This is a genomic window from Pseudomonas resinovorans NBRC 106553, from assembly GCF_000412695.1.
Lineage (GTDB): Bacteria > Pseudomonadota > Gammaproteobacteria > Pseudomonadales > Pseudomonadaceae > Metapseudomonas > Metapseudomonas resinovorans_A.
The window spans coordinates 2509268-2535405 of the sequence record NC_021499.1; the positions used below are offsets into that span (position 1 = coordinate 2509268).

At 67.1% G+C, this 26138-nt stretch carries 19 protein-coding genes; 6 read left to right on the forward strand and 13 right to left on the reverse strand.

The genetic code is table 11. The features are described from left to right. The first annotated feature begins 41 nt into the window (after nt 1-41). The 3 genes from PCA10_RS11310 to PCA10_RS11320 all read left to right on the forward strand — a co-directional run bounded on the left by PCA10_RS11310 (nt 42) and on the right by PCA10_RS11320 (nt 1809). A complete protein-coding gene (locus tag PCA10_RS11310) occupies nt 42-1004 on the forward strand; it encodes an alpha/beta hydrolase (protein WP_016492209.1) in 963 nt (320 codons plus the stop codon). Nucleotides 1005-1180: 176 nt separating this feature from the next. Then, on the forward strand, nt 1181-1363 hold the full coding sequence (locus PCA10_RS11315) for a type II toxin-antitoxin system HicA family toxin (RefSeq protein WP_016492210.1): 183 nt from the start codon (nt 1181-1183) through the stop codon (nt 1361-1363). Nucleotides 1364-1401: 38 nt separating this feature from the next. Next, complete coding sequence (locus PCA10_RS11320; RefSeq protein WP_041770650.1) at nt 1402-1809, forward strand: type II toxin-antitoxin system HicB family antitoxin; 408 nt, start codon at nt 1402-1404, stop codon at nt 1807-1809. A 63-nt stretch (nt 1810-1872) separates the two neighbouring features. On the opposite strand, the gene PCA10_RS11325 is transcribed toward PCA10_RS11320, so the two are convergent. The 6 genes from PCA10_RS11325 to PCA10_RS11350 form a co-directional block, all read right to left on the reverse strand. Beyond that, the gene (locus PCA10_RS11325) at nt 1873-4335 is read right to left on the reverse strand and encodes a TonB-dependent siderophore receptor (protein WP_016492212.1); all 2463 of its coding nucleotides are present in this window, start codon (nt 4333-4335) and stop codon (nt 1873-1875) included. A gap of 156 nt (nt 4336-4491) precedes the next feature. Continuing rightward, nucleotides 4492-5787, reverse strand: coding sequence for a PepSY-associated TM helix domain-containing protein (locus PCA10_RS11330; RefSeq protein ID WP_016492213.1), 1296 nt, complete (start codon nt 5785-5787; stop codon nt 4492-4494). A 210-nt stretch (nt 5788-5997) separates the two neighbouring features. Next, entirely contained in the window at nt 5998-7656 is a 1659-nt protein-coding gene (locus PCA10_RS11335; RefSeq protein WP_016492214.1) for a cyclic peptide export ABC transporter, read from the reverse strand. A gap of 233 nt (nt 7657-7889) precedes the next feature. Further along, nucleotides 7890-8744, reverse strand: coding sequence for a dihydropyoverdine dehydrogenase (gene pvdO / locus PCA10_RS11340; RefSeq protein WP_016492215.1), 855 nt, complete (start codon nt 8742-8744; stop codon nt 7890-7892). A gap of 24 nt (nt 8745-8768) precedes the next feature. Further along, nucleotides 8769-10034 carry a pyoverdine-tailoring periplasmic protein PvdN gene (gene pvdN / locus PCA10_RS11345; RefSeq protein ID WP_016492216.1) on the reverse strand — a complete coding sequence of 422 codons (1266 nt, stop codon included), beginning with the start codon at nt 10032-10034 and terminating at the stop codon, nt 8769-8771. Between the two features lie 25 nt (nt 10035-10059). Continuing rightward, nucleotides 10060-11403 (reverse strand): dipeptidase, encoded by a 1344-nt coding sequence (locus PCA10_RS11350; RefSeq protein ID WP_016492217.1) that lies wholly within the window; start codon nt 11401-11403, stop codon nt 10060-10062. A 131-nt stretch (nt 11404-11534) separates the two neighbouring features. On the opposite strand from PCA10_RS11350, the gene pvdP reads away from it, so the two are divergent. Next, nucleotides 11535-13118 carry a pyoverdine maturation tyrosinase PvdP gene (gene pvdP, locus PCA10_RS11355; RefSeq protein WP_041770217.1) on the forward strand — a complete coding sequence of 528 codons (1584 nt, stop codon included), beginning with the start codon at nt 11535-11537 and terminating at the stop codon, nt 13116-13118. A 163-nt stretch (nt 13119-13281) separates the two neighbouring features. On the opposite strand, the gene PCA10_RS11360 is transcribed toward pvdP, so the two are convergent. The 4 genes from PCA10_RS11360 to PCA10_RS11375 all read right to left on the reverse strand — a co-directional run bounded on the left by PCA10_RS11360 (nt 13282) and on the right by PCA10_RS11375 (nt 19014). Next, on the reverse strand, nt 13282-14670 hold the full coding sequence (locus PCA10_RS11360) for an efflux transporter outer membrane subunit (RefSeq protein WP_041770219.1): 1389 nt from the start codon (nt 14668-14670) through the stop codon (nt 13282-13284). Nucleotides 14671-14675: 5 nt separating this feature from the next. Further along, on the reverse strand, nt 14676-16628 hold the full coding sequence (locus PCA10_RS11365; RefSeq protein ID WP_016492220.1) for a MacB family efflux pump subunit: 1953 nt from the start codon (nt 16626-16628) through the stop codon (nt 14676-14678). An 8-nt stretch (nt 16629-16636) separates the two neighbouring features. Continuing rightward, nucleotides 16637-17809 carry an efflux RND transporter periplasmic adaptor subunit gene (locus PCA10_RS11370; RefSeq protein WP_016492221.1) on the reverse strand — a complete coding sequence of 391 codons (1173 nt, stop codon included), beginning with the start codon at nt 17807-17809 and terminating at the stop codon, nt 16637-16639. A 200-nt stretch (nt 17810-18009) separates the two neighbouring features. Then, nucleotides 18010-19014: a FecR family protein gene (locus tag PCA10_RS11375; protein WP_016492222.1), complete on the reverse strand. Its 1005-nt coding sequence runs from the start codon at nt 19012-19014 to the stop codon at nt 18010-18012. 169 nt (nt 19015-19183) lie between these two features. On the opposite strand from PCA10_RS11375, the gene PCA10_RS11380 reads away from it, so the two are divergent. Both PCA10_RS11380 and PCA10_RS11385 read left to right on the forward strand, forming a co-directional pair. Next, nucleotides 19184-19663 carry a sigma-70 family RNA polymerase sigma factor gene (locus PCA10_RS11380; protein ID WP_016492223.1) on the forward strand — a complete coding sequence of 160 codons (480 nt, stop codon included), beginning with the start codon at nt 19184-19186 and terminating at the stop codon, nt 19661-19663. 272 nt (nt 19664-19935) lie between these two features. Next, a complete protein-coding gene (locus PCA10_RS11385) occupies nt 19936-21291 on the forward strand; it encodes a lysine N(6)-hydroxylase/L-ornithine N(5)-oxygenase family protein (protein WP_016492224.1) in 1356 nt (451 codons plus the stop codon). Between the two features lie 558 nt (nt 21292-21849). Here PCA10_RS11385 and mmsB read toward each other — a convergent pair. The 3 genes from mmsB to PCA10_RS11400 all read right to left on the reverse strand — a co-directional run bounded on the left by mmsB (nt 21850) and on the right by PCA10_RS11400 (nt 26130). After that, nucleotides 21850-22740, reverse strand: coding sequence for a 3-hydroxyisobutyrate dehydrogenase (gene mmsB / locus PCA10_RS11390; protein WP_016492225.1), 891 nt, complete (start codon nt 22738-22740; stop codon nt 21850-21852). Nucleotides 22741-22840: 100 nt separating this feature from the next. After that, nucleotides 22841-24352, reverse strand: a complete 1512-nt coding sequence (locus tag PCA10_RS11395) for a CoA-acylating methylmalonate-semialdehyde dehydrogenase (RefSeq protein WP_016492226.1) — start codon at nt 24350-24352, stop codon at nt 22841-22843. A gap of 62 nt (nt 24353-24414) precedes the next feature. Continuing rightward, on the reverse strand, nt 24415-26130 hold the full coding sequence (locus tag PCA10_RS11400; protein ID WP_016492227.1) for an AMP-binding protein: 1716 nt from the start codon (nt 26128-26130) through the stop codon (nt 24415-24417). Between the last annotated feature and the right edge of the window lie 8 nt (nt 26131-26138).

Below are 26138 nucleotides of genomic sequence, written 5' to 3' on the forward strand. Positions count from 1 at the left end.
ATCGTTCCTTAGGTTTGTGACCCTCCATGCAAGGACATCCCATGGCCCTCGTGCCTGAACTCGAAGCCTTCCTCGAACTGGTCGAATTCGGCCGCCTTACCGGCAAGAGCCGGGCCATGCACCAACAGACCCCGGAGCAGGCCCGCGCCGACTTCGAACTGGCCTCCCTGGCCCTGGACCAGCCGCTGGAGCACATACAGTGCCAGGCCCTGGGCATCGCCGCCCGTGATGGCTGGACCTTGCCCGCGCGCCTGTATCGGGCGCCGACCCTGGGCGCCGGGCCGCAGCCGACGCTGTTGTACTTCCACGGCGGCGGCTATGTGGTCGGCAGCCTGGATTCCCACGACGCTCTGTGCCGGCGCCTGGCCGCCCATGGCCGTTTTGCCCTGCTGACGGTGGACTATCGCCTGGCTCCGGAGTGGCGCTTCCCCACGGCCGTGGAAGACGCCTGCGACGCGGCCAACTGGCTGCTGCGCGAAGGCGCCGCCCATGATCTCGACCCTGCGCGGGCAGCCTTTGCCGGCGACAGCGTCGGCGCCAGCCTGGCCACCGTGCTGGCGATCATCGCCGCCCGCGAGCCGGCGCAGCTGGCCCTGGTGCCCAAGGCGCAGGTGCTGGTCTATCCGGTGGCCGACGCTACTACCAAGCGACCTTCCCACCGCGATTTCGCCGAGGGCTACCTGCTGGAAACCGCCACACTGGACTGGTTCTACCAGCACTACGCGCGCACCCCGGAAGACCTCGCCAACTGGCGCTGCTCGCCCTTGCTGGCGCCCGATCTCGGCGGCCTGGCCCCGGCCCTGGTGTACCTCGCCGGGCACGATCCGCTGCACGACGAAGGTCTGGTCTATGCGCAAAAGCTGGAACAGGCGGGCAATGAGGTGAAGCTGCTGAGCCAGCCCGGCATGACCCACGACTTCCTGCGCATGGCGGGGTTGCTCTGCGAAGTGGAGGGGGTTCACCGGGAACTGGTGGATTGGCTGGCGCAGAAGCTGGAAGCCTGAGCCAGCTCTGCCGCCCACAGGCAGCCCTGCGGGCTGCTTGGCGAATGAATTCGCCCCTACGCAAGAGCGGTGCGCTGTGGAGGCGTGCTTCGTCTGCCAGCGCTATTTCGTGAAATTGACCGTCGAGATGTCGGTGTGTACGGTACACATTGCGGCGTACGCCACGGAGCGCAAGGATGCGAAGTCGGGAGTTGATCAAGTTGATCGAGGCGGATGGTTGGTTTGAGGTGGATGTCAAAGGCAGTCATCACCAGTTCAAGCATCCAGCCAAGAAGGGGCGGGTCACCGTGCCTCATCCCAAGAGCGATCTACCGGAGGGTACGGTCCGCAACATTCTCAAGCAGGCCGGCCTCAGATGATGTCTGGAACCGGAATTGGCAAGCAGGTGGTGGTATCCATGAAATTTCCAGTCGTATTGCACAAGGACCCAGGCTCCGACTATGGCGTGACGGTTCCGGATGTGCCGGGCTGTTTCTCCGCGGGCGAGACCGTCAGCGAAGCGCTGGACAACCTCAATGAGGCGCTGGCCCTGCATTTCGAGGGGCTGATGGCGGACGGTGAAGCCATTCCCCAGCCGCAGGAGGTGGATGTTCACCTGGCCAATCCGGACTACGCCGGTGGTGTCTGGGCTGTCGTGGAGTTCGATATCGCGCCCTATCTGGGCAGCTCCGTGCGTTTCAATGCGACTCTGCCGGAACACTTGCTGCGACGCATCGACGAGCGAGTGAAAAGTGACCATCGCTATGCGTCGCGGTCGGGGTTCCTGGCCACAGCAGCATTGCGGGAGTTGCAGCACCCGCATTGATTTATCCGCACCACAAAAGACAAAGGCGCCTTTCGGCGCCTTTGTCTTTTCCGGGTCAGGACCTCAGAAGTCCCACTTGGTGGTGAGCATCAGGTTGCGCGGCTCGCCGTAGAAGGTGGTCCAGAAGTTGCCGAGGCCGCTGTAGTACTTCTTGTCGGTCACGTTGTTGGCGTTGAGGCTGACGCTCAGGTGCTCGTCATGCTGGTAGCGGGTCATCAGGTTGACCAGCGCGTAGCTGCCCTGTTTCAGCTCGTAGTCGGCGAAGGTCGAGGGCAGGTAGGTGTTGCCGTAGAACTTGCTCTGCCAGTCCACGCCGCCACCCACGGTGATCTTGTTCAGGTCGCCCGGCAGGCGGTAGGTGGTGAACAGCTTGAACAGGTGTTCGGGCTTGGTGGTCATCAGCGGGAAGCCTTTGACCAGTTGGTCGTCCTTGTCGCGGGTGCGGGCGTAGGTGTAGCCGCCGGTGAGGTTCCAGCCTTCCATCAGCTGGCCGGCCAGTTCCAGTTCCAGGCCCTTGGTGGTGACGCCTTCGACGGCGCGGTAGAAGGGGTCGTTGTTGCCATCGATACCGACTTGTTCCGCCACGTTGTCCTGCTCGATGCGGAAGAAGGCCAGGGTGCCGTTCAGCTTGCCGCCGAAGTACTCGGCCTTCAGGCCGGCCTCGTAGGCATAGCCTTCCACCGGGTCGAGGGTCGAGCCGTTGACGTCTTCGTTGCTCTGCGGCTGGTAGATGGACGTGTAGCTGGCGTAGACCGAGTAGGTGTCGTCCAGGTCGTAGACCGCGCCGGCATAGGGCGTGACCACGCCGCTTTCCTTGTAGCTGGTGCGCGAGGTGGTGGTGCCGGCGAGGTTTCGGTCGCTGGTGTCATAGCGGTAGTTGCTGACGCGGGTACCGAGGATCAGCGCCAGGTCGTCCATCGGCTTGAAGCGCGCGGCCAGGTAGGCGCCGTTCTGCCGCTGGTTGGTTTCGTAGTCGCCGTTGACCGGGAAATCAGGCTTGGGGAAGTCGCCGTTCCACTCGAAGAAATTGCCCGGGTAGAGGGGCGAGGGAACCGACTCGAACAGGTCGCCAGTGGTCTTTGCGGCAGCGGCCATGAAGCCGGCGACCAGCTCATGCTCGCGGCCCAGCAGCTCGAAAGGGCCGGTCACGTTGGCGTCGAAGGTGTTCTGCTCGCGATCGCCTTCCCAGCGGCCCCAGTAGAAACCCATGCCCTGGCCGGTGACCGGGTCCGGGTTGCCGGAGCTCAGGGAGCCGAGCTGGGTGTCGTGCTTGTTACGCATGTGGTTCAGGCTGAGCTTGGCCTTCCAGTCGTTCTGCAGCCGCTGCTCCAGGGAGGTGAAGGCGGTGTAGGACTTGAAATCCCGGCGGCTCCAGTCAGTGCCCGGGTTGAACGAGCGGCTGAGGTCAAGCTTGCTGTCATCGCTGGCGAACACCGGGTTGCCGGTCCAGGAGGTGCCGCGCGGCTTCACGTTCTGGTGGTCGAGGCCGAAAGTCAGCAGGGTGTCCGGGGTGAGGTCGGCTTCGAGGATGCCGTAGAGCACATCCTTTTCCTGCGAGTAGTGGTCCAGGTAGGAGTTGCGGTCCTGGTAGGCGCCGACCAGGCGGCCGCGCAGGGTGCCTTCGTCGTTCAGCGGGCCGCCGATGTCGCCTTCGGCGCGGTAGTTGTCCCAGGAACCGGCCAGGCCGGTAATGGAGGACTGGAACTCCTGGGTCGGACGCTTGCGCACCAGGTTGACGGTGGCCGAGGGGTCGCCGGAGCCAGTCATCAGGCCGGTGGCGCCCTTGATGATCTCGACGCGGTCGTAGATGGCCATGTCGGTGTGGGTGGTGCCCTGGTCGTAGACGCCGTCGTAGATGGTGTTGACGCCATCGTACTGGTAGTTGGTGATGGCGAAGCCCCGGGCCGAGAACTCCATGCGGTCGCTGTCGTAGGCCTGCACCGAGATACCGGGGGCGTTGCGCAGCACGTCGCCGATGCTGCTGGCGGCCTGGTCGTCCATCACCTGGCGGGTGACCACGGTGACCGATTGCGGGGTTTCCCGCAGGGACAGCGGCAGCTTGGTGGCGGTGCGGGTCACGCCGGTGGTGAAGGAGCCGGTGCCTTCGGTGGACTCGCCGAGGCCGGTGCTGTTGATGCTGGTGGGCGCCACTTCCATGGCGCTGCTGTCGTTGGGCGAGATCAGGGTCACGGTGTTGCCGTCGACGCTGTAGCGCAGGCCGCTGCCGGCGAGGACGGCGGCCAGGGCCGCGGCGGGCTCGAGGTTGCCGCGTACGCCTGGGCTGCGGAGGTTGGCCACGTCGTTGGGGCTGTAGAGGATCTGCAGGTTGGCCTGTTGGCCGAGTTGGCGCAGGGCGCCGGCCAGTGACTGTGCCGGGATGTCCAGGCTGACCTGCTGGGCCTGCACCATGGCCGGGAACGGCAGGGTCATGGCCATGCCGAGGGAGACGGCGGCGATCTGGCGCTGCAGGGCGCGGTGCATCAACAAGGCTTTGGTGAAGGGGGACAGCACGGGGTTGAAGGACATCTTCCTGATCTCGATTCGTAGTGTTTTTGGCAATTGAGTTTCGTTCTTGTTTGGAATTAAACGAACGAGGCAGGGGAAACCGGAACGAATTCGCGAAAAATATTTCTGCGGGCGACAGACCCGGCCGCCAAGGCCGGGTCCGTGCAAGGGGATGACTCAGGAGGAGGGCAGTATTTCGCTGTCGGTGGCGTCGGCCTGGCGTTGCGCCTTGTTCAGCTGGGAGCGCACGCGGGCCGCGCGCTTGCGCCACCAGATGACCACGCCGGTGACCGAAAGCATGGCGATCACCAAGCCCATGGCGGAGATCAGGATGCGCCCCGGCAGGCCGAGGATGCGCCCGGAGTGCAGGGGCAGCTGGGCCTGCACGAAGATGTCGCCGGCGGTGCCTTTCCAAGGCTGGCTGTCGCCCAGCAGGCTGCCGTCCTGGCCGTCGAAGTACAGCGCCGCCGGGCCCACGCCACCGTTACCGTGGTCGTCGCCGGGGTGGTAGAAGCTGACCCCGTAGATACCGAAGTGGCGCGCATAGAAGACGCTGCCCGCGGGCTCCTCCCAGCCACGGTGGCTGGCTTCGACCTTGGCGATGGCGATGGCCTCGGCGAAGTCCAGGCGCGGTTCGATGGGCTGGTCTTCCGGGGTTTCCGTGCGCTTGTCGAAGGGGCCGGGGGTGACGTCGGTGACCAGCTGCATCGCCGGGAAGAAGACCTCCCGGTAGAGGTTCAGGGAGAAGGCGGTGAAGGCCAGGATCAGCAGCAGGACCCAGGTCCAGAGGCTGAAGGCGCGGTGCAGGTCGAAGTTGAGCTTGTAGGAGCCGCCGCTCCAGCGCACTTTCCAGGCCGGTTTCCAGCGTTGCCACCAGGAGGGTCCGCCGGCCTGGCTGGCGGCCTTGGCGGCGGCCTGGCGGCGCCGGGCGGGCAGGGTGAGGTAGAGGCCGACGAAGCAGTCCAGGGTCCAGAAGATCGCCACGATGCCCAGGAGCCACAGGCCCCAGTGATCGATGCCCCAGAATTCCGGGATGTGCAGGCTGTAGTGCAGCACGTAGAGGAAGGACACCAGGTTTTCGCTGGTGACCGGCCACACCGCGCCCCAGTCGCGCTTGCCCAGTTCGGCGCCGGTGATGGGGTCGACGAAGACCTGGTTGTAGCCCAGCTCGAAGGCCTTGCCGGTGGCCGGGTCGAGCCGGCCGGTGACGCCCAGGTCCAGCGATCCACCGGGCTCCGGCGCCAGCGGTACATAGGTCACCACCGCGCGCGGGTCGCGGGCTTGGGCCTGGCGCGCCAGTTCCAGCGGGTCCAGGGCCGGGCCCTGGCTGCTCACTTGGGTCAGGTGCGAGTTGAGCAGGTCATCCAGCTCGTGGTCCCAGGAAATGATCGCGCCGGTCAGGCCGGTGATGAACAGGAAGGCGGCGGTGGCGAGGCCAACCCAGCGGTGCAGGAGGGTAGCGATGGAACGCATGGGAAATCCGTTTTTTGCGGGGCTTGTCTGGTAAGGACGGATGAGAAGGCGGAATCCGCCAGGGGAGGTGTAACCGGGTATTTCGATGGCGGTTGGCAAGTGCTTTCCTGTAGGGGCGAATTCATTCGCCAAGGGCGGCGTAGCTGCCCCTTCGATGCTGAACGGCGGACCTGCGGTCCGCATGGCGATTGAAATCGCCCCTACAAAAGATCAGGCGGGTTCTTCAATGTCCTCACAGGTCACCACCTGGCCACCTTCCAGCCGCAGCAGGTGGTCTGCCACATCGAAGTAACGGTCGTCGTGGGAGATGACGATGATGGTCTTGCCCAGTGCTTTGAGCTCCGGCAACAGCTCGGTGTAGAAGATGCGGCGGAAGGTCGGGTCCTGGTCGGCGGCCCATTCATCGAACACCAGCACCGGGCGTTCCTCGATCCAGGCGTTGACCAGGGCCAGGCGCTTGCGCTGGCCGGTGGAGAGGTCGGTGGTGCTGAAGGCGCCGTCCTCGACCTGGACCTTGTGGGCGATCTCCAGGCGTTCCAGGTAGCGGCTGGCGTCGGCGGGAATGCTGCCGGAGCCCTGGATCAGGTCGTCGAACAGGTAGTAGTCGGCGAACACCGTGGTGAACAGCTGGCGATAGTCGTCGCGGCTGGCGGCGTCCACCGGCTTGCCGTCCAGCAGGATCTCGCCCTGGGTCGGGGTGTAGAGGCCCAGCAGCAGTTTGATCAGGGTGGTCTTGCCGCAGCCGTTCTCGCCGACGATGAACAGGATGTCGCCCTGCTGCAGCGTCAGGTTCACCGGGCCGATCTGGAAGGGCGCGGCGCCCTCGGCCTGGGGGTAGGCGTAGCGCAGGTCGCGCAGCGCCAGGCTGTGGATGCTGCGCGGCTGGGTATCGGCTGCGGCCTCCAGCAGCGCAGGCTCGGGGGAGGAGAACTGGCTGTTCAGCTCGGCGATGCGGCGGAAGGCGATCTGCGCGCGGCCCACCAGGGGCAGTACGCCGATCAGGTGTTCCAGCGGCCCTTTCATGTACAGCAGGATCAGCACGAAGCCGCTGACCACCGCCTTGTCCGCCGCCGGCCAGAAGGACTGCACCAGCAGGGCGATGGCGATGACCACGAAGAACAGCATCGAGCCGAGGCTCTTGGCGATCACGTAGGTGTTGATCGAGCCGATCTGCAGCCGGCAGATGCGTTCGGCGGTGCCCTGGATGTTCCGCTCGTGCATGCGCAGGCGGCGCGGCCGGTGGATGCGCAGTTCCTTGGCGCCTTCGGCGATGCCGCGATAGTGCTTCTGCAACTGGTCCTCGGCGTCGCGGGCGTCGTTGAAGCCCTGGAAGGCGCGGGCCTGGGCGGCGTACTGGATCAACGAGCCCACCGCGATGGCCAGCAGGGTGATGAGGAACATCGGCAGCGAGAGCACCGCCAGGTAGCCCAGGCAGCCGAGGGTGACGGTCATCGAGATGGCCAGCGGCGCGAAGGAGAAGGCGAAGTCGCTGATGGTGTCGACGTCGTGGGTCAGCACCGGGATCAGCCGGTGGGTGCGGTAGCGCTCGATCTGCTGGATGGGCGCGGACAGCACCTTGGCCCCGAGTTCCTTGCGCAGCTTGGCGACGATGTTCTGGCCGACGAAGTTGCTGCCGATGTCGGAAATGATCGAGCTGACCAGGGCCAGCACGCAGAAGCCGGCGAACGCCAGGACCAGGGCGTCGCTGAGGCCGCCGTCGGCATGCAGGCCCTTGTTGATGGTGGCCAGCAACGCGGTGACGGACAGGCCGCCGACCATGCCCAGCAGGGTGGACACCAGGACGATCGGCCAGTAGGGCTTGAGCAGCTTGAACAGTTCGCCGAGGGCGCTGGGGGAACGGGTGGTCATGGGGATTCCTCGATGGCCAGGGCAATGGCTGACACAGGGGAAGACGAGCGGGATGGGGAGGGATTTAGGGTGGGGCGGGCGTTGTGGGGGCGAATTCATTCGCCGCTACGGTCGGTAGGATGTGGTTGAGCGAAGCGATACCCATCAGCTCTGCCACGGACAGCATGGGTATCGCAGGCTCGCGGTACGCCGCCCGACCCATCCTACGGGCTGTGCCAATCACGCCCGGGGAGTTACAGCTCCCGCGCCACGCGGAAGCCGATCCAGTCGCCACGGTCGGTGGGGTAGGCGTTGTTGCGGTTGCCGGAGCGGGAGAAGATCGGCGGTTCGCCCCAGTCGTTGCCGCGGATCTGCACCAGCTCGCACTTCTCTTCCATCCAGGCGCTGCCGTCGCTGGGGGCGCCGTTGTAGTTGTCGTGCCAGCAGTCGGCGACCCATTCGTAGACGTTGCCGTGCATGTCGTAGACGCCGAAGGCGTTGGGCTCGAAGCTGCCCACCGGGGCGCTGTAGTTGTAGCCGTCCGCCGCGCCGTAGACGTTGGCGTGCTTGGCGATGCTGTAGGGCTCGCCTTCATCGAAGGGGAACGGGAAGGGGCCTTCGCTGCCGGCGCGGGCGCCGTACTCGCGTTCGGCTTCGCTGAGCATGCGGTAGGGCTTGCCGGTCTGCTTGGAGATCCAGGCGACATAGGCCTGCACGTCGGCATAGCTCATGCACACCGCCGGCTGGCGCGGGCCCTGCTGGTAGCGCGGCTTGCTGGCGATGCACTCGCGGCCGGGGCGGGTGTCGCCGTCGGCGATCGTCGCGCCGCTGGCCTTGAGGTAGGCATCCCACTCCTCGGACGTGACCTGGAAGCGGCTGATGGCGAAGGGCTTGGCGAAGGTCACCCGGCGCTGCGGGCCTTCGTCGGGCTGGCGGCCCACTTCGCTCTCCGGGGTGCCCATGGCGTAGCTGCCGGCGGGCAGCACGACCATTTCGGGGCAGTGCTTGCAGTCCTTGAATACCTGGCCGGGTTCGCGCTTGGCGGTGGCCTGGGCGCCCCAGGCGGCGGTCGCCAGCAGGCTGGCGAGGATCAGGGGGGAAACGCGCATGGAATGTCCTTGCAGGAATTGGGATCAGGAAAGCTGCGGGGCGAGGATCTGCATGACCTGGTCGATCTGCGCCTCGTCGTTGAGCAGGCTGGGGGCCAGGCGCACCACCGGGCCGACGTCGCGCTCGACGGCATCCGCGATCACCTTGTGCTGCATCAGGTGGTTGGCCACCGCGTCGCAATCGCGTCCCTGCACGCGGAAGAAGGTGAAGCCGGCTGAGAAGGCCGGGCTGGTCGGGGTCACCAGCTGCACCTTGGCGTATTCGCCGAGGCGCTGCTTGAGGTAGCTGTTGAGCTGGTGGATGCGCGCCTGGACATCGGCCTTGCCCAGCTGCATGTGCAGCTTGAAGGCTTCGCCGAGCGCCAGGCGGTGCTCGAAGGCGTGGTAGCCGCCGGGGGTGAAGAGGGTGCCGAAGTTGTCGCCTTCGGTGAAGGTGGGCACGGTGGGGGTCAGGCCCACCGGCTGCTCGCTGCGGGCGACGATGATGCCGGTGCCGCGCGGGCCGAACATCCACTTGTGGGTGCCAGCGATGAAGTAGTCGCAGTCCAGGTCGGCGAAGGTCACGTCTTCCACGCCGAAGCCGTGGACCCCGTCCACCACGTAGAGGATGCGGTCCTTTTCGTCGCGGTTGCGGTTGGCCTCGTGGACCAGCTTGCCGATTGCGCCAACCGGCAGCTTCACGCCGCTGCCGGACTGCACCCAGGTCATGCCCAGCACGCGGGTCTGCGGGCGGATGGCGCGGGCGATGTTGCCGAGGATCTCGTCCTCGGACACCTGGTGGGGGTCCTTGAACAGGCTGATGTTGCGCACCTGGGTGCCCATCATCTGCTGGCGGAATTCCAGCGTGGTGTAGGTGGAGTAGTGCTCGTGGACGGTGGTGAGGATCTCCTGGTCCGGGCGCACCTGCAGGCCGCCGTAGACCATGGCCAGGCCCTCGGTGGTGCTGCCGATGAGCGCCACCTGGGCGGGTTTTACCGCCAGGTAGCGGCCCACCTCGGCGCGCACCTGGTTTTCGTACTTCCAGAGTTCCTCGCGGTGCCAGTCCACCACTTCGCCGGGGTTCTCGTCGAAGCGCGCGCGGAAGTGGGCGATGGCCTCGCGCACCGGGCGTGGGTGGGAGGTGAGGAGGAAGTTGGAAAAGTGCAGGTAGTCCGGGTCCAGCTGGAACAGGGCGCGCAAGTCGAGCCACTTGTCGCCGCTGGCGGCGGGCACAGGTTCGGCGACGGAGAGCAGGGGCAGGCTGGCGGCGAGCAGGCCGGCCTGTTTGAGGAAGGTACGGCGATCGGTCATGACGGCATCCGATGGAAGGGGGTGATCAGGGCGCGGCGGCGACAGTGGCGAGTCTCTGGACCTCGCCCCAGGCGCGCAGGAAGTTGCCGCCCCAGAGCTTGGCGATGTCCTGGTCGGAGTAGCCGCGGGTGATGAGTTCGGCGGTGACGTTGCGGGCCTCGGCGGCGTTCTCCCAGCCGATCACGCCGCCACCGTCGTTGAAGTCGGAGCTGATGCCGACGTGGTCGATGCCGACCTTCTTCACCGTGTAGTCGATGGCGTCGACATAGTCCTGGAGGGTGGCCTTGGGCTCTTCCTCGAGGATGCCGTAGAGGGCGCCGGCGTATTCGCCGAACTTCCGCTCCGGCCAGATGGCGATCACCGGGTCCGCGGGCATCAGCGCCTGGTTGAGGTTCTCCAGGGGTTGCAGGCCGTGCTCGGCGCGCAGTGCGTTGAGGCGCTCGCGGGTCTTCTGGGTCAGCGGCTTGAGGTAGGTGGGGAAGGCCACCACCTGCACCACGCCACCGGTGTCCTTGATGGCTTTCAGCTCCTGGTCGCTGAGGTTGCGGTCGATGTCCACCAGGCCGCGCACGGCCGAGTGGGAGGCGATGACCGGGGCGCGGGTGAGGCGGGTGACTTCTTCCACCGCCTTGCGCGACATCTGCGACACGTCGATCACCACGCCCAGTTCGTTGAGCCGCCGCACGGCCTGGCGGCCGGTGTCGGAGAGGCCGCCGAGGGCGTCCGGGGTGTCGTTGTAGAAGGGCATCGGGCGCGAGGAGTCGGCCCAGTCGTTGTTGGCCACGTAGCTGAAGCCGAAGATGCGCATGCCGCGCGCGGCCCAGTGGTCGAGGCGGCTGATGTCGTTACCCAGGGGGTAGGCGTTGAGCATGCTGATGACGATGGCGAACTTGCCTTCGCCGGCCAGGCGCTTGAAGTCCTCGGGGGTGTAGGCGATGGCTGCCTGGTTGGGGAAGTCGCGGGCGATGCCGGTGATGATGCGGTAGCGCGCTTCCTGCTCCTTCTGCGCCTCCGGCAGGAAGGCCGGGGTGGGGCGGTGCGGGGCATTGGGGCCGTTCCACAGCTCAGGCCAGGCGAATACCGTCAGCGCCGCGCCGGAGAGGCGCCCACGGGCGGCCTTGGGCAGGTCGAACTGGGTGCCGCTGTCCTTGTCGGCTTCCGAGCCCGGGGTGCCGTAGTCGATGGGCACGTTGATGTGGCTGTCGAAGGAGAGCATGCGCTCTTGCAGTTCCGCTGCGTGCTTCATCACCTTGGGCGGGTAGGCGGGGCCTTCTTCAAACAGGTATTTCTGGCCGAAGAACACGCTCGCGGCCAGGGCCGGGACGAACAGGGCAACGCCGGTCAGCAGGAGTTTTCTGGAGCGCAGCATGGTGTCCTCGAACGAATGGGTTTTGCTTCAGGACGGCTGGGCGCCGGGGAAATTTAGGCACGCTAAATTTCCCCGGCGACGGCTCGTCCTTGCCTTGATAGAGCACGGCTCACGAGGTCAGACGACAGGTTATGCGCTTCACCAGACGACGCTTCATGGCGGGGCTGGCGGCCACCAGCGCGGTGGTCCTGCCCACGTCCCTCTACGCATGGAACCAGGAGCGGGAACGCCGGGAGGCCGCCCGCATCACCCCGGACGAAGCCAGCCTGACGCTGCCGGAAACCACGGAAAGCCACCTGGGCAACCGCCTGCGCGGCAGCTGGCGCTTCCAGTTGGTGGATGCCGTGCTGCCCGGCCTGGACGGCGAGTGCGAGCTGCTGCTGGACGTGGCCGCCGCCGGTCGTTCCATCCGTGGCGTGCTGCGTACCCCGGACGGTACGAGCTATCAGGTGCTGGGGGACCTCTCCAGCAGCCAGCAGACCCGCGTGCGCTGGCGCCTGGCCGAGGCCGGCAGCCCGGCGGCCTATGAATGCACCGCGGTGCTGGATGAGGTCTGGGGCGCCTGGCAGAACGACGGCAACAGCGCTTCCCTGAGCGGCCGCCTGGCCTGGCTGGACCTGCCGCTGCGCACGCCGCTGACCTTTCTCGCGGTGAAGCAGGCCTTCCCCGAGGCCCGCGAGCGCGTGGCCCTGGAACCGCAGACCCTGGCCTGGCTGGTCTCCCCCGGGCACCGCCTGTTCCACCAGCTCTGGCACGCCTCGCGGGACAAGTGGGACGACCTGGCCGAGGACAAGCGCGACGCCCTGCGCGGCCTCGGCTGGCAGCCCGGGCCCCAGGGCGAGGAGCGCGACGCCCGTGGCAAGGAAAAGCACCGCAACGGCTCCGGGGTGGACTTCCTGTTCATGCATCGGCACATGCTGATGGCCGCGCGCAATTTGCAGCCGCTACCGTCCTGGACCAGCCTGCCGTTGCCGCGCCAGTACATCGGCTACGGCCTGGAGGACTTCGCCGCGAAGACGGTGAACCAGGACGGCTTCTCCGTGCCGCCGGCCTGGGAATCCCCGGAGGACGAGGAGTTCAACCGCTGGCTGCTGGACATCAAGAGCAACGAGGCCTTCCACGCCAACTTCCAGATGTGGGAAGCGCAGTACCAGGACCCGGAATACCTGGCCAGGCTCAAGCTCGGCGAGTTCGGCTCGCAGCTGGAGCTGGGCATGCACGACTGGCTGCACATGCGCTGGGCGGCGGTGACCCGCGACCCCTCCAATGGCATGCCGGTGGTCTTCGACCGCGACCCGGTGGACTTCTCGCCGCGCTGGTTCCGAGCGGAGAACGACTACCTGGGCGACCCCTTCTCCTCCCATGTGAACCCGGTGTTCTGGTATTTCCACGGCTGGATCGACGACCGCCTGGACGACTGGTTCCGCGCCCACGAGCGCGCCCATCCGGGGGAGGTGGTGCGCCGCGAGGTGAATGGCGTGCCCTGGTTCGCCCCGGGCAAGTGGGTGGAAGTGGACGAACCCTGGCTCGGCCCGACCACCCATGGCTGCGGCCAGTGGCTGCACGACGCCGAGGTGACCACGGTGGAAACCGATATCGAGACCATGAAACTGGCCCTGCGCATCGCCTTCAGCGCCGACCAGGAGGTCCCCGACCTTTTGAAACGCGCGCCGCGCCGGCCCTTCTATGCGCGGAGCATGGGGCGGACCGCGTAGGATGGGTTGAGCGTAGCGATACCCATGCGGGTCGGATTGATGGGTATCGCAAGCTCAACCCATCCTACAAAGAGATTCCGCGCGATACGCGGCCACGGCCCGCTGCGCGGGCCTTCGCGAATGAGTTCGCTACAGGAAGCAGGTCGTGCTAGCGCGACCCATCCTATGGTTTCCAGCCCCCGCCCAATGCCCGATACAGGCTCACCGACGCCTGCAGGCGCGCCTGCTGCAATTGCACCTGCTGGTCCTGGGCCTGGAACAGGGTGCGCTGGGTTTCCAGTACCGTGAGCAGGGTTTCGGCGCCGGCCTGGTAGCGGGTTTCGGACAGGTCGAAGGCCAGTCGCGCCTGTTCCACTTCCTCGGTCTGCCAGCGGCGTTGCTGGTCGAGGCCGTCGGCGCTGTTCAGGGCCTTCTCCACGTCCGCCAGGGCATTGAGGATCGCGGTGTTGTAGCTGCCCAGCAGTTCGTCCTGACGTGCCTGGCTGCGGTCCCGCTCGGCGCTCAGGCGGCCGCCGCTGAAGATCGGCGCGGCGAGTCCGGCGGCGAGGTTGTAGTAGGGGTTGCGCAGGGTGTCGTGGAAGCGGTCGGCGCCGGTGGCGAGGCTCGCGGTCAGGGTCAGCTTGGGCAGCATGGCGGCGCGGGCCACCTTGAGGTCGCCGTCGGCGGCCACCAGTTGTGCCTCGGCCGCGGCGATGTCCGGGCGGCGGGTGAGCAGGTCGCTGGGCAGGCCGGCGGCGATGGCCGGATTGCCGAGGTCTTCCAGGCGGCCGTGCAACTGCAACTGCTGGACCGGCTGGCCGAGCAGCAGGGCGAGGGCGATCAGGGCCTCCCGCTGTTGCTGGGCCAGCAGTGGCAGCTGGCGCTGTTGCGCGGCCACCAGGCTGCGTTGCTGGGCCAGCTCCAGGCGGGTGGCGGCACCGGCGCCCTGGCGGGACTGGACCAGCTCCAGCACCTGTTCGGCGTTGGCCAGGTTCTGTCGGCCGATATCCAGCTGCCGGGCCAGGGCCAGGGCCTGAATATAGGTGCTGGCCACGCCGGCGCTGATGGTCAGTTCCAGGGTGGCGCGGTCCGCCTCGCTGGCGCGCAGGCGTTGCAGGGCGGCGTCGCGGGCGGCGGCGTTGGCGCCCCAGAAGTCCACTTCGTAGCTGGCGTTGAGTGCCGCGCTGAAGAAGTCGATGCGGGAGTCTTCGTCACTGGCGTCGATCTGGCTGAAGCCGTCGCCACTCATCAGGCCTTGCCGGTTGGCATCGAGGTTGGCGTTCAGGCTGGGCAGCAATGCTGCGCCGGCAATGCGCGCCGAGGCTTCGGCCTGGCGCACGCGGGCCAGGGCGGAGGCCAGGTCCTGGTTGGCGACGCGGGCCTGTTCCACCAGTTGGCCGAGTTCGGCGCTGCCGAAGCTCCGCCACCACTGGCTGTCGATGACCGTGCCGTGGGCCATCCGGGGCCCTTGCCAGGCCGCCGGGGGTTCCAGCTGGCCGGCGGGTTTTTCCAGGGGGCTGCCGCAGCCGGCCAGGGCAATGCAGAAGGAGAGCAGGGTGAGGCGGGTCGTCATCGGGATCATTCGCTGGAAAGGGCCACCACGGGTGCGAGTTGCGCAGCCTTGCGTGCCGGCATGTAGCCGAACAGGACGCCGGTGCACAGGGCGCTGCCAAAGGCGCCGAGCACGGCGGGAAGGGAGAACACCAGGGCCACCTCGGCCAGGTGCAGGACGCCGCCGATGAGCAGCGCGAGCACCAGGCCCACCAGGCCGCCGATCAGGGTCAGCAGCACCGCTTCGGTGAGGAACTGGCGGAGGATGTCGCGCTGGCGGGCGCCGGTGGCGATGCGGATGCCGATCTCGCGGGTACGCTCGCGCACGGTCATCAGCATGATGTTCATCACGCCGATGCCACCCACCACCAGGGAGATGGCGGCGATGGCGCCGAGCATCAGCGACAGGCTGTTGCGGGTGCGCGCCTCGGCCTGGATCATCGCCGCGTCGTTGGTCAGCTCGTAGTCGCGCACGCCCCGGTGCAGTTGCAGCATCAGCGCGTCGATGGCCTGCTCGGCCTCGTGGACGCGCTCGGCGTCGGCGGCGGCGATGATCACGAACTCCGGGTTCGGCTGGCCGAACAGGCGCACGCTGGCGGAGGAGTAGGGCACCACTATCTGGTTGTCGGCGTCTTCGTCGCCCGAGCTGGCGCCTTTTGCCGCCAGCAGGCCGATCACCTGGAAGGGCGCGTTGTTGATCAGGATGTAGCTTCCTAACGGGTCTTCGCCATTGCGGAAGAGCTTTTCCTTCACCTTGGGGCCAATCAGCGCCACGGCGGCGGCGCTGTCTTCGTCGGCCTGGGTGAAGAAGCTGCCTTCGGCCGCCGGCCAGTTGAGGATGTGCGGGAAGTCGACGCCGTTGCCACGGGTATAGGCCTGGTGGTCGACGTTGGCGTAGCGCACCGTGGTGTCGCCGCCGTTGACCGGCATGATCATCTTCACCTGGGGCAGGGTGGCCAGGGCCCGGACGTCGTCCAGGGTGACCAGCCCTGCCGGGCTGCGCGGGGTTTCGGAGAGGCCCGAGAGGTAGATGAGGTTGGAGCCGAAGGCACCCATCTGGTTCATCACCTGGCGTTTGCTGCCTTCGCCCACTGCCAGCATCACCACCACCGAGGCGACGCCGATGACAATGCCGAGCAGGGTGAGCGCGGTGCGGAAGCGGTTGACCCACATGACCCGCCAGGCGGCCTGCATGGCTTCGCGTATGTCCGTCAGCAGCGAGGCGCCGCCGCTGTCGCCCCGGGCCAGGCGTTCGGCCATGCCCTTGGCGTCGCTGCCCGGGGTGGGCGTGGCACCGCTGTCGCTGAGGATCTGCCCGTCGCGGATCTCGATGACCCGCCGCGCCCGTGCCGCCACTTCGCGGTCGTGGGTGATGAGGATGATGGTGTGGCCCTGGTCGGCCAGCTCGTCGAGCAGGGTCATGACCTCGGCGCCGCTGTGGCTGTCCAGGGCGCCGGTGGGTTCGTCGGCGAGAATGATGTGGCCGCCGTTCATCAGCGCGCGGGCGATGGATACCCGTTGCTGCTGGCCGCCGGAGAGCTGGTTGGGACGGTGCTCCAGGCGCTGCCCCAGGCCGAGCCGGGTGAGCAGTTCGCTGGCGCGCTGGCGCCGCTGCTCGGCCGGGGTGCCGGCGTAGATGGCGGGGATTTCCACGTTCTCCCGGGCCGAGGCCGAGGGGATCAGGTGGTAGCCCTGGAACACGAAGCCGAAGGCCTCGCGGCGCAACCAGGCGAGTTGGTCGTCGTCCAGGTCGGCGACGTCCTGGCCGGCGAAGCGGTAACTGCCGTCACTGGGGCGGTCGAGGCAGCCGAGGATGTTCATCAGGGTCGACTTGCCGGAGCCCGAGGTGCCGACGATGGCGACGAATTCGCCGGTGCGGATGGACAGGGACACGCCGCGCAGCACGTCGGTCTGCGGCGCGCCGTTGTCGCCGCCATAGCGCTTGCGGATGCCCTCGAGCTGGATCAGCGGTTCGCTCATGGCCGGCCTCAGCTTTCGTCGGCGACGGGGCCGACCAGCAGGCGTTCGCCTTCTTCCAGGCCGGACAGCACCTGGATGCGCAGTCGGTCGCGCACGCCGGTGCGCACTTCCCGCGCCTGGGCGTTGCCGTCCTCGTCGAGCACGCGGGCCTGGTAGGTGCCGGGTTTGCCGTCGATGGGCTGCAGCGCGGCCAGGGGCACGCTGAGGGTGTCCTTGGCGCTGGCGGCCACGAAGAACACCTGGGCGGTCATTTCCGGCAGCAGGGTGTGGTCGTCGTTGTCCACGTCCAGCAGCACGCTGTAGAGCACCACGCGACCGCTGCCCGCGCCCTGGCCGGTGCCGCTGACCGGGCTGCCGCCGCCCTGGTTCATCTGCTCCAGCGGACGGGGCGGCACCGGCAGGATCTGCCGGACCTTGCCCTGCCAGCGCCGGCCCTCGCCACCGAGAGTGGTGAAGTAGGCGGTCATGCCGGGCTTGACCCGGCCGATGTCCGCTTCGGATACCTGGGCCCAGACGGTCATCGGCGAGAGCCGCGCGATGCGCATCACCAGGGGCGTCTGTTCCAGGGCGTTGAGGGTCTGGCCGACGCGGGCGTCGAGGGCCACCACTGTGCCGGAGATGGGCGCGTAGATGCGGGTGTAGCCGAGTTCCGCCTCGTCGCTGCGCAGGGTGGCCTCGGCCTGGCGGATCTGCGCCTTGAGCATCTTCAGCTTGGCCTGGGTGGCGCGCAGTTGCGCCTGCGCGGCCTGCAGGTCTTCGTCGCGGGTGGCGCCGCTGTTGGCCAGAAGGGTCTGGCGCTGGTGCTGCTGGCGGGCCAGGTCGTGCTGGGCATGCTGCTCTTCGAGCTGCGCCTTGAGGCTGTCGATCTGGGCGTGGCCGGCGTCGACCTTGGCGCGTTGGGTGGAGGGGTCGATCTCCAGCAGCAACTGGCCTTCCTTCACCTCGTCGCCCACTTCCGCGTGCAGGCGCAGCACCTGCCCAGAGGCCTGGGCGCCGACATCGACATAGCGACGCGGTTGCAGGGTGCCGAGGGCGGTGACGCTGCTTTCCAGGTCGGCGCGGGCGGCGGCGACGGTGGTCGGTTGCGCCTCGCCGGGGGCGAAGGCCTGCCAGCCGGCGAGGCTCAGCGCGGCGAGGGGGAGAAGGGTGAGGGCCCAGGCTTTGGTACGGCTACTTCGCATGCAACGGCGTCCGGCGTCAGTGATGGGAATGGCGCATCCCTGTCTGGACGAAGGGAGGCGAGGGGAATTTAAGGAGGAGGTGCTGCCTTGGCCGTGGCGCCGCTCGCGGGCCGGGGGGGCGCAGCGGCCTTGAAGGGGCGACTGCGTCGCCCTTGGCGATTGAAATCGCCCCTACACCTGGAGGAACGGCTTGCCCGGGCTCAGCGCAGGCCGATCACCGTGCTGCCTTCTTCGTTCTTGCTGATGCTCAGCGGCAGGACCTTGGGCAGGGTGTTGACCAGGCCGGCGATGTCGTCGGTGTTGTAGATGCCGCCGACGCGAAGGCGCGCGGTGGACTGGTCCGCCAGCAGCACCGGCTGGTCGAGGTAGCGGTTTATCAGCGGCAGGGCCTCGGCCAGGCTCATGTCGTCGAGGATCAGCTTGCCGTCGCGCCAGGCCAGGATGGCGGCGGTGTCGGCCGGGCCCACGGCGGGCAGGTAGTCCTGGCTGTGGTAGCGCGCCTGCATGCCGGGGGTGAGGGTGCTGCCCTGGTTGTGCTGGTCGTCGCTGCTGACCCGCACCGAGCCTTCGGTGACGGTGACCACCACCTCGTCCTGGTACTTCCAGACGTTGAAGCGGGTGCCGGTGACGGTGACGGTGCCACTGCCGGCGCTGACCACGAAGGGGTGCTGGGTGTCGTGGCTGACGTGGAAGTAGGCTTCGCCTTCGCTCAGGGACACACTGCGACGGTTCTTGAAATTGGCGAAGGTGAGGCGGGTGCCCAGGTTCAGGTCCACCTCGCTGCCGTCGGGCAGCTCCACGTGTCGGCGGCTGTTCTCGGCTTCATAGCGGCGGTAGTCGTTGGGCAGCAGGCCCAGGGACCAGCCGGTGTAGCCGATCACCGGCAGGGCGAAGAAGGCGACGGCGGCGGCCACCGCGAAGCGGCGCAGGCGGCTCGGTTGGCGCGGCATCGGCCTGGGGAACTCGATGACGCTGGCCGGCTCCCGCGCCAGGGGGCTGGCGCTGCTCGGCAGCGCGGAGGAAATCTCCCAGATCTCCAGCATCTCGGCGAACTCGCGGGCGTGCTCCGGATCCGCTTCCACCCAGCGCTGAAACGCCAGGCGCTCCTCGTCGGTGCAGTCCTCGTCGTGCAGGCGCATGCACCAGTAGGCGGCATCTTCGGTGAGCTTTTCGCCCTGGGAGGTGGCGGGCGTCGGCGTGTTCATAGGGAGAGTCGATCCAGTGCGGGCCAGCGATGTGGGAGTAAATCGGCGAGCAGGCTTCAAATGTTCATGAGAATTATTATAAATTTGGCGAGGTCTAAGTGCCAGTACCGGGCATTGTTCACATTTTCACCGGTTCCAGGAAGTATTTCGGCGGTAAGGCGGGTAACTGATGGTGGATTCTTACTACCGGGAACTGGTGAAGTACCTGACGTCGACCTTGGGCGATCGTCATCTGGCTTCCGACGTCGCCCACGACGCCTATCTGCGGGTGCTGGAGCGGGCGCGACAGGACGCCATCGAGCAGCCACGGGCCTTTCTCTATCGCACCGCCATCAACCTCTCCATCGACGAGCACCGGCGCCGGCTGGTGCGTCGCAGCGAGCCACTGGAAGTGCTGGAGCAGGAGGAGGGGCCGCGCGTCCATTCGCCGCAGACCACCCTCTACCAGAAGCAGCGCCTGGATATGGTCGAGCGCGCCCTCGAAGAACTCCCCGCCGTCTGCCGCGATGCGTTCCTGCTGCGCAAGATCGAGGGCATGGCTCACGGCGAGATCGCCGAGCGCCTGGACATCTCCAAGGGCATGGTGGAGAAGCACATCGTCAACGCCATGAAGCATTGCCGCCTGCGTATCCAGGAGTGGGGCGGCTGACGGCGCACCCGCTCAGATCGGCGCATCACGTAGGAGCGAGCTCTGCTCGCGAAGGTTCGCGAGGGGTAGGAGCGAATTCATTCGCGAACCAGGACACAGTCCTGCCCGGGCTCAAGCGGGACGGCTGCGCCGTCCATCGCGATTGAAATCACTCCTACAACACGACTCCCCCTTCCTCTAAATTTCCCGGAACACATCTCGTTACTTCTGAGCACGCATGCCGCCGGCATGCCCCAACGCCTGGCCCGGCCCACGACTCAGAGGACTACGAGATGACCCCGATTCACACCCCGACCGACCTGGATCTGGTCGGTATAGGATTCGGCCCTTCGAACATCGCCCTGGCTATCGCGCTGGAAGAACTGTCCGGCGAGCACGGCGCGCTGCGTTCCCTGTTCATCGACCGCCAGGCCGACTACCGCTGGCATGGCAACACCCTGGTGGCCCAGAGCGAACTGCAGATTTCCTTCCTCAAGGACCTGGTGTCCCTGCGCAATCCCACCAGCCCGTACTCCTTCGTCAACTACCTGCACAAGCACGGCCGCCTGGTGGACTTCATCAACCTCGGCACCTTCTATCCCTGCCGCATGGAGTTCAACGACTACCTGCGCTGGGTCGCCAGCCACTTCAGCGAACAGGCCAGCTATGGCGAGCAGGTGGTGCGGGTCGAGCCCCTGGTCAACGGCGGCAACGTGGACAGCCTGCGGGTGATTTCCCAGGACGCCGACGGCCGCGAGATCGCGCGCAGCACCCGTTCTGTGGTGGTCAGCGTGGGCGGCACGCCGCGCATTCCGGCGCCCTTCGTGCATCTGCGCAACGATGGCCGGGTTTTCCACCACGCCCAGTACCTGGAGCGCATGGCCCAGCAGCCCTGCGTGGGGGGCACGCCCATGCGCATCGCCATCATCGGCGGCGGGCAGAGCGCGGCGGAGGCCTTCATCGACCTCAATGACAGCTACCCCTGCGTCAAGGTCGACATGATCCTGCGCGGTTCGTCCCTCAAGCCGGCGGACGACAGCCCCTTCGTCAACGAGATCTTCTCCCCGGACTTCACCGACCTGGTGTTCCGCCAGCCCAGCGCCGACCGCGAGCGCATCATCGGTGAGTACCACAACACCAACTACTCGGTAGTGGACCTGGACCTGATCGAGCGCATCTACGGAATCTTCTACCGGCAGAAGGTCTCCGGTCGGCAGCGCCACGCGTTCCGCTGCCTGCGCAAGGTGGAGAAGGTGGAGGCCAGCGGCGCCGGCATCGCCATCACCCTGCGCAACACGGCCAGCGGCGAGGTGGAAGCCCATGTCTACGACGCGGTGGTGCTGGCCACCGGTTACGAGCGACAGATGCACCGCGAACTGCTGGCGCCGGTGGCCGAATACCTCAATGACTTCGAGGTGGGTCGCGACTACCGCGTGGTCACCGATGCGCGCTTCAAGCCCGCCGTCTACATGCAGGGCTTCTGCCAGGCGAGCCATGGCCTCAGCGATACCCTGCTGTCGGTACTGCCGGTGCGCGCCGACGACATCGCCCAGTCGGTCTATCAGTTCGCCGGCAAGCGCCGCGAGTCGCTGCCGCGCGCGGTGCGCCCGTTGCAGGCGCTGGGCGGGTTGCTGGAATCGGTGGGCTGAGGCGAGGAGTCGTTCTTCGCGGAATGTCGAGGGAGTGGTGCGAGGGTGCTGGGTTGGCAATTTTGTGTGATTGCCATGTCTTCCTGCCTGCGAAAGCTTCCCTCTCCCCCGCCCCTCTCCCGCAAGCGGGCGAGGGGTGACTCGCGCCGGCAAGTGCCAGGCAGTCCTGATGCCCATACCAGTGACGTAGGATGGGTTGAGCGGAGCGATACCCATGCGGACAAAGCTGATGGGTATCGCAAGCTCAACCCATCCTACGAAGCTGATGCCCATACCAACCTGAAACGAAGCAAGGAAGATGACGCCGCGCAAAGCGCCCCTTCAGGAGGGGAGTTTGGCGTAGCCAAACCCGGATGTCGGGGCAAGCGTTCTTGGTTACTTCTTTGGCGTTTGAAAGAAGTGACTCGCCCGGGAGGGCGAAACAGAAAGCCAAGGCCCGCATGGCAATGAGCTGGGCAACGAATCCTCACACCAGATTGCCAAAGCCTGAAAAAAAGGCGCAGGGCCTGGGCCCCGCGCCAATCGTCATCGAGCGATCTGAAAGGTGCAATGCGCCGTTCAGAGGTCCTTCTGGTAGAGCTTGATGATCGCGGAGAAGTCCAGGCCGCCATGGCCTTGCAGGCTGAAGCTCTGGTAGAGCTGCTGGGCCAGCGCGCCGAGGATCACCGGTTGGCGGATCTGCTTGGCCGCCTCGGTGGCCAGGCCCAGGTCCTTGAGCATCAGGTCGCTGCCGAAGCCGCCGCTGTAGCCGCGCGAGGCCGGGGCGTTTTCCAGCACGCCGGGGTAGGGGTTGTTGATCTCCGAGCTCCAGCAGCGGCCGCTGGAGGTGTTGAGGATGCCCGCCAGGGTCTTGGCATCCATGCCCAGGGACACGCCCAGACTCATGGCTTCGGCCACGCCTATCATGGAGATGCCCAACAGCATGTTGTTGGCCACCTTGGCGACCTGGCCGTTGCCCGAATCCCCGCAGTGCACGATGTTGCGGCCCATGGCGCTGAGCACCGGGTGGGCGCGGTCGAAGTCCGCCGCGGCGCCGCCGACCATGAAGGTCAGGGTGCCGGCCGCGGCGCCGCCGGTGCCGCCGGAGACCGGCGCGTCGAGCATCGGGTTGCCCTGCTTGCTGGCGGCGGCGGCCACTTCGCGGGCGCTGTGGGGGTCGATGGTGGAACTGTCGATCAGCAGCACACCCTTGGGAACGTTGGCCAGCAGGCCGTCCTCGCCGAGGTAGACGGATTTCACATGCTGCGCCGCCGGCAGCATGCTGATGATCACCTCGACGCCGGCGCGGGCCACGGCGGCGGGGGAGTCCAGGGAGCGCGCGCCGGCCTCCACCAATTGCGCCACAGCCAGCTGCGAAAGGTCGAAGACGTGCAGCCGATGGCCCGCCTTCGCCAGGTTGAGGGCCATGGGGCCGCCCATGTTGCCGAGTCCGATAAAACCGATATTCATAGATGAGTTCTCGCTCTCTTGGGTTGGCGCTGAGCGCAGCGAAGCCCAACAAGGGGCGTTGGGTTTCGCTGCGCTCTACCCAACCTACGGAGTCCGGTGATTACTTGAGGGTGATGGTGGTGTTCACGGCGGTGCCGACTTCGTCCTCGTCGAACCAGCGCGAGGTGACGGTCTTGGTCTGGGTATAGAACTGCACCACCTGCTTGCCGTAGGGGCCGAGGTCGCCGAGCTTGGAGGCGCGCGAGCCGGTGAAGGAGAACAGCGGCACCGGCACCGGGATCGGCACGTTGATGCCCACCTGGCCCACGTCGATCTCTTCCTGGAAGTGCCGCGCGGCGGCGCCGGAGCGGGTGAACAGGGCGGTGCCGTTGCCGTTGGGGTTGGCGTTGATGAAGGCGATGGCCTCGTCCAGGGTGGCGGCGCTGACGACGCAGAGCACCGGCCCGAAGATCTCTTCGCGGTAGATGGTCATCTCCGGGGTGACGCCGGCGAAGATGGTCGGTCCGACGAAGTTGCCGTTGGCGTAGCCGGACACCTGCGGGTCGCGGCCATCGAGCACCAGCTTCGCGCCATCCTTCTCGCCGGCGGCGATCAGGCTGCTGACGCGATCCAGCGCGGCGCAGGAGACCACCGGGCCGACATCGGTACCGGCTTCGACACCGGCGCCGATCTTCAGGCTCTTGGCCTTCTCCACCAGCTCCGGCAGCCAGTTCTGCGCCTCACCCACCAGGATCACCACCGAGAGCGCCATGCAGCGCTGGCCGGCCGCACCGAAGGCGGCACCGGCGAGGTTGTTGAGGGTCTGTTGCTTGTGCGCGTCGGGCAGGACGATGGCGTGGTTCTTCGCGCCCATCATGCATTGCGCGCGTTTGCCGTTGGCGGTGGCGCGGTTGTAGACATGGGTGCCTACCTTGGTCGAACCGACGAAGGACACGGCCTTGATATCCGGGTGGTCGCAGAGCAGGTTCACCGCGTCGGCGCCGCCGTGGATGACGTTGAGCACGCCCGGCGGAACGCCGGCTTCCATGGCCAGTTCGGCCAGGCGCATGGTCACCATCGGGTCCTGCTCGGAGGGCTTGAGGACGAAGGTGTTGCCGGTGGCGATCGCCATGGGGAACATCCACAGCGGGATCATCGCCGGGAAGTTGAACGGGGTGATGCCCGCGCAGACGCCCAGGGGCTGGTTGAGGGTGTAGGTGTCGACGCCGCTGGCGACGTTGTTGGCAAGCTCGCCCATCTGCAGGGTGCCGATGTTGGCGGCGTGCTCCACCACCTCCAGGCCTCGGAAGATGTCGCCCTCAGCGTCCGGCAGGGTCTTGCCCTGTTCGGCGGTGAGCAGCGCCGCCAGCTCCTTCATGTTCTCGCGGATCAGTTGCTGGTACTTGAGGAAGACCCGGGCGCGGGCGCCGATGGGGGTCTTGCGCCAGGTCTTGAAGGCTTCCCTGGCGCTGGCCACGGCGGCGTTCATCTCGTCCTCGGTGGCGAAGGGCACGCGGGCCAGGACTTCCTGGGTGGCCGGGTTGACCACGTCGCGCCATTGGCTGCTGCGGGACTCGACCAGCTCGCCGCCGATCAGCAGCTTGACGGTGGGGGTGGAGGTGTTCTGGCTCATGGAGTGGGTCCTGTCTCGAGTGATGTCAGGGCGCAGGCGCCCCCGGTTTATGAACAATGGATTCAGCGGGCGGTGTCGCCACGCAGGGCCGGGAAGTCTTCCTCGAAGAACTCCAGCTCGACCCGGGTCTTTTCCTGGCTGCGCTGCAGCTCGATCCGGCGCAGCTCCACGCGGCGGATCTTTCCGGAAATGGTCTTGGGCAGTTCGCTGACGAACTCCAGGCGCCGCACCCGCTTGTAGGGCGCCAGGTGTTCGCGGGCGAAGGCGAGCAGCGCGGCGGCCAGTTCGGCGCTGGGCGCATGGCCCGGCGCGAGGATGAGGAACGCCTTGGGCACCGCCAGGCGCACCGGGTCGGGGCTGGGCACGATGGCCACTTCCATCACCGCTTCATGCTCGATCAGCGCGCTCTCCAGCTCGAAGGGGCTGATGCGGTAGTCCGAGGACTTGAACACGTCGTCGGCGCGACCGACGAAGGTGATGTAGCCGTCGGCGTCGCGGATGGCGGTATCGCCGGTGCGGTAGTGGCCGCCACGGGTGACCTCGGCGGTCTTCTCCGGGCTGTCTTCGTAGCAGGTCATCAGGCCCAGGGGACGCGGCGCCAGTTGCAGGGCCACTTCGCCTTCCTCGCGGGGGTTGCCGTCGCCGTCCAGCAGCACCACGCGGTAGCCGGGCAGGGGGCGGCCCATGGAGCCGGGCTTGAGCGCCTGCCCCGGCGTGTTGCCGATCTGCGCGGTGGTTTCGGTCTGGCCGAAGCCGTCGCGCAGGTCCAGGCCCCAGGCCTCGCGGATGTGTTCGATGATTTCCGGGTTCATCGGCTCGCCGGCGCCCACCAGTTCCCGCAGGGACAGGCGCGACCGGTACGCGGCGAGGTCTTCCTGCACCAGCATGCGCCACACCGTGGGCGGCGCGCAGAGGCTGGTGACGCGGTGGCTGGCCAGGGTTTCCAGCAGGCCCTTGGCGGAGAAGCGCGGGACGTCGTAGATGAACACGCAGGCGCCGGCGTTCCAGGGGGCGAAGAAGCAGCTCCAGGCGTGCTTGGCCCAGCCGGGGGAGGAGATGTTCAGGTGCACGTCGCCGGGTTGCAGGCCGATCCAGTAGAGGGTGGAGAGGTGGCCCACCGGGTAGCTCTGGTGGCTGTGCAGTACCAGCTTGGGCTTGGAGGTGGTGCCGGAGGTGAAGTAGAGCAGCAGCGGGTCGCTGGCCTGCGTCGGGCCATCGGCGACGAACTCGTCGGAGCAGGCCAGCGCATCGGCGTGGCTGGCCCAGCCTGCGACCTGCTCGCCGACGGCGATGCGGCCCAGGCTGTCGGCCAGGCCGTCGAACTTGCCGGTGCTGGCGCTGCCGGCGATCACATGGCTGACCCGGCCGCGCTCCAGGCGGTCGCGCAGGTCGTCGGCGGTGAGCAGGGCGGTGGCCGGGATCAGCACGGCGCCGAGCTTGAAGGCGGCGAGCATGATGTCCCACAGCGCCACCTCGTTGCCGAGCATCAGCAGGATGCGCTCGCCGCGCTTCACGCCAAGCTGGCGCAGGTGGTTGGCCACGCGGTTGGAACGGGTGGACAGGTCCTGGAAGCTGAAGCGCTGTTCGCGGCCCTGGTCGCCGACTATCCAGAGCGCCGGGGCATCGTTGCCCCTGGCCATGACATCGAAGTAATCCAGCGCCCAGTTGAACGAACCGAGCTCCGGCCATTTGAAGTGGCGTACCGCGGTGTCGTAGTCGGTACGGTGAGCCAGCAGGAAGTCTCGGGCAGCTACGAAGGGGTGCAGGGTGTCGCTCATGCTCGCCG

What these genes read in the sequence shown, in the direction of transcription:
- PCA10_RS11335 (WP_016492214.1), bottom strand. Translation starts at nt 7,656, where the DNA reads ATGACCACCCGTTCCCCCAGCGCCCTCGGCGAACTGTTCAAGCTGCTC.
- pvdN (WP_016492216.1), bottom strand. Translation starts at nt 10,034, where the DNA reads ATGACCGATCGCCGTACCTTCCTCAAACAGGCCGGCCTGCTCGCCGCC.
- PCA10_RS11380 (WP_016492223.1), top strand. Translation starts at nt 19,184, where the DNA reads ATGGTGGATTCTTACTACCGGGAACTGGTGAAGTACCTGACGTCGACC.
- pvdO (WP_016492215.1), bottom strand. Translation starts at nt 8,744, where the DNA reads ATGCGCGTTTCCCCCCTGATCCTCGCCAGCCTGCTGGCGACCGCCGCC.
- PCA10_RS11330 (WP_016492213.1), bottom strand. Translation starts at nt 5,787, where the DNA reads ATGCGTTCCATCGCTACCCTCCTGCACCGCTGGGTTGGCCTCGCCACC.
- mmsB (WP_016492225.1), bottom strand. Translation starts at nt 22,740, where the DNA reads ATGAATATCGGTTTTATCGGACTCGGCAACATGGGCGGCCCCATGGCC.
- PCA10_RS11310 (WP_016492209.1), top strand. Translation starts at nt 42, where the DNA reads ATGGCCCTCGTGCCTGAACTCGAAGCCTTCCTCGAACTGGTCGAATTC.
- PCA10_RS11385 (WP_016492224.1), top strand. Translation starts at nt 19,936, where the DNA reads ATGACCCCGATTCACACCCCGACCGACCTGGATCTGGTCGGTATAGGA.
- PCA10_RS11365 (WP_016492220.1), bottom strand. Translation starts at nt 16,628, where the DNA reads ATGAGCGAACCGCTGATCCAGCTCGAGGGCATCCGCAAGCGCTATGGC.
- PCA10_RS11320 (WP_041770650.1), top strand. Translation starts at nt 1,402, where the DNA reads ATGAAATTTCCAGTCGTATTGCACAAGGACCCAGGCTCCGACTATGGC.
- PCA10_RS11395 (WP_016492226.1), bottom strand. Translation starts at nt 24,352, where the DNA reads ATGAGCCAGAACACCTCCACCCCCACCGTCAAGCTGCTGATCGGCGGC.
- PCA10_RS11360 (WP_041770219.1), bottom strand. Translation starts at nt 14,670, where the DNA reads ATGACGACCCGCCTCACCCTGCTCTCCTTCTGCATTGCCCTGGCCGGC.
- PCA10_RS11350 (WP_016492217.1), bottom strand. Translation starts at nt 11,403, where the DNA reads ATGCTGCGCTCCAGAAAACTCCTGCTGACCGGCGTTGCCCTGTTCGTC.
- pvdP (WP_041770217.1), top strand. Translation starts at nt 11,535, where the DNA reads ATGCGCTTCACCAGACGACGCTTCATGGCGGGGCTGGCGGCCACCAGC.
- PCA10_RS11370 (WP_016492221.1), bottom strand. Translation starts at nt 17,809, where the DNA reads ATGCGAAGTAGCCGTACCAAAGCCTGGGCCCTCACCCTTCTCCCCCTC.
- PCA10_RS11315 (WP_016492210.1), top strand. Translation starts at nt 1,181, where the DNA reads ATGCGAAGTCGGGAGTTGATCAAGTTGATCGAGGCGGATGGTTGGTTT.
- PCA10_RS11400 (WP_016492227.1), bottom strand. Translation starts at nt 26,130, where the DNA reads ATGAGCGACACCCTGCACCCCTTCGTAGCTGCCCGAGACTTCCTGCTG.
- PCA10_RS11375 (WP_016492222.1), bottom strand. Translation starts at nt 19,014, where the DNA reads ATGAACACGCCGACGCCCGCCACCTCCCAGGGCGAAAAGCTCACCGAA.
- PCA10_RS11325 (WP_016492212.1), bottom strand. Translation starts at nt 4,335, where the DNA reads ATGTCCTTCAACCCCGTGCTGTCCCCCTTCACCAAAGCCTTGTTGATG.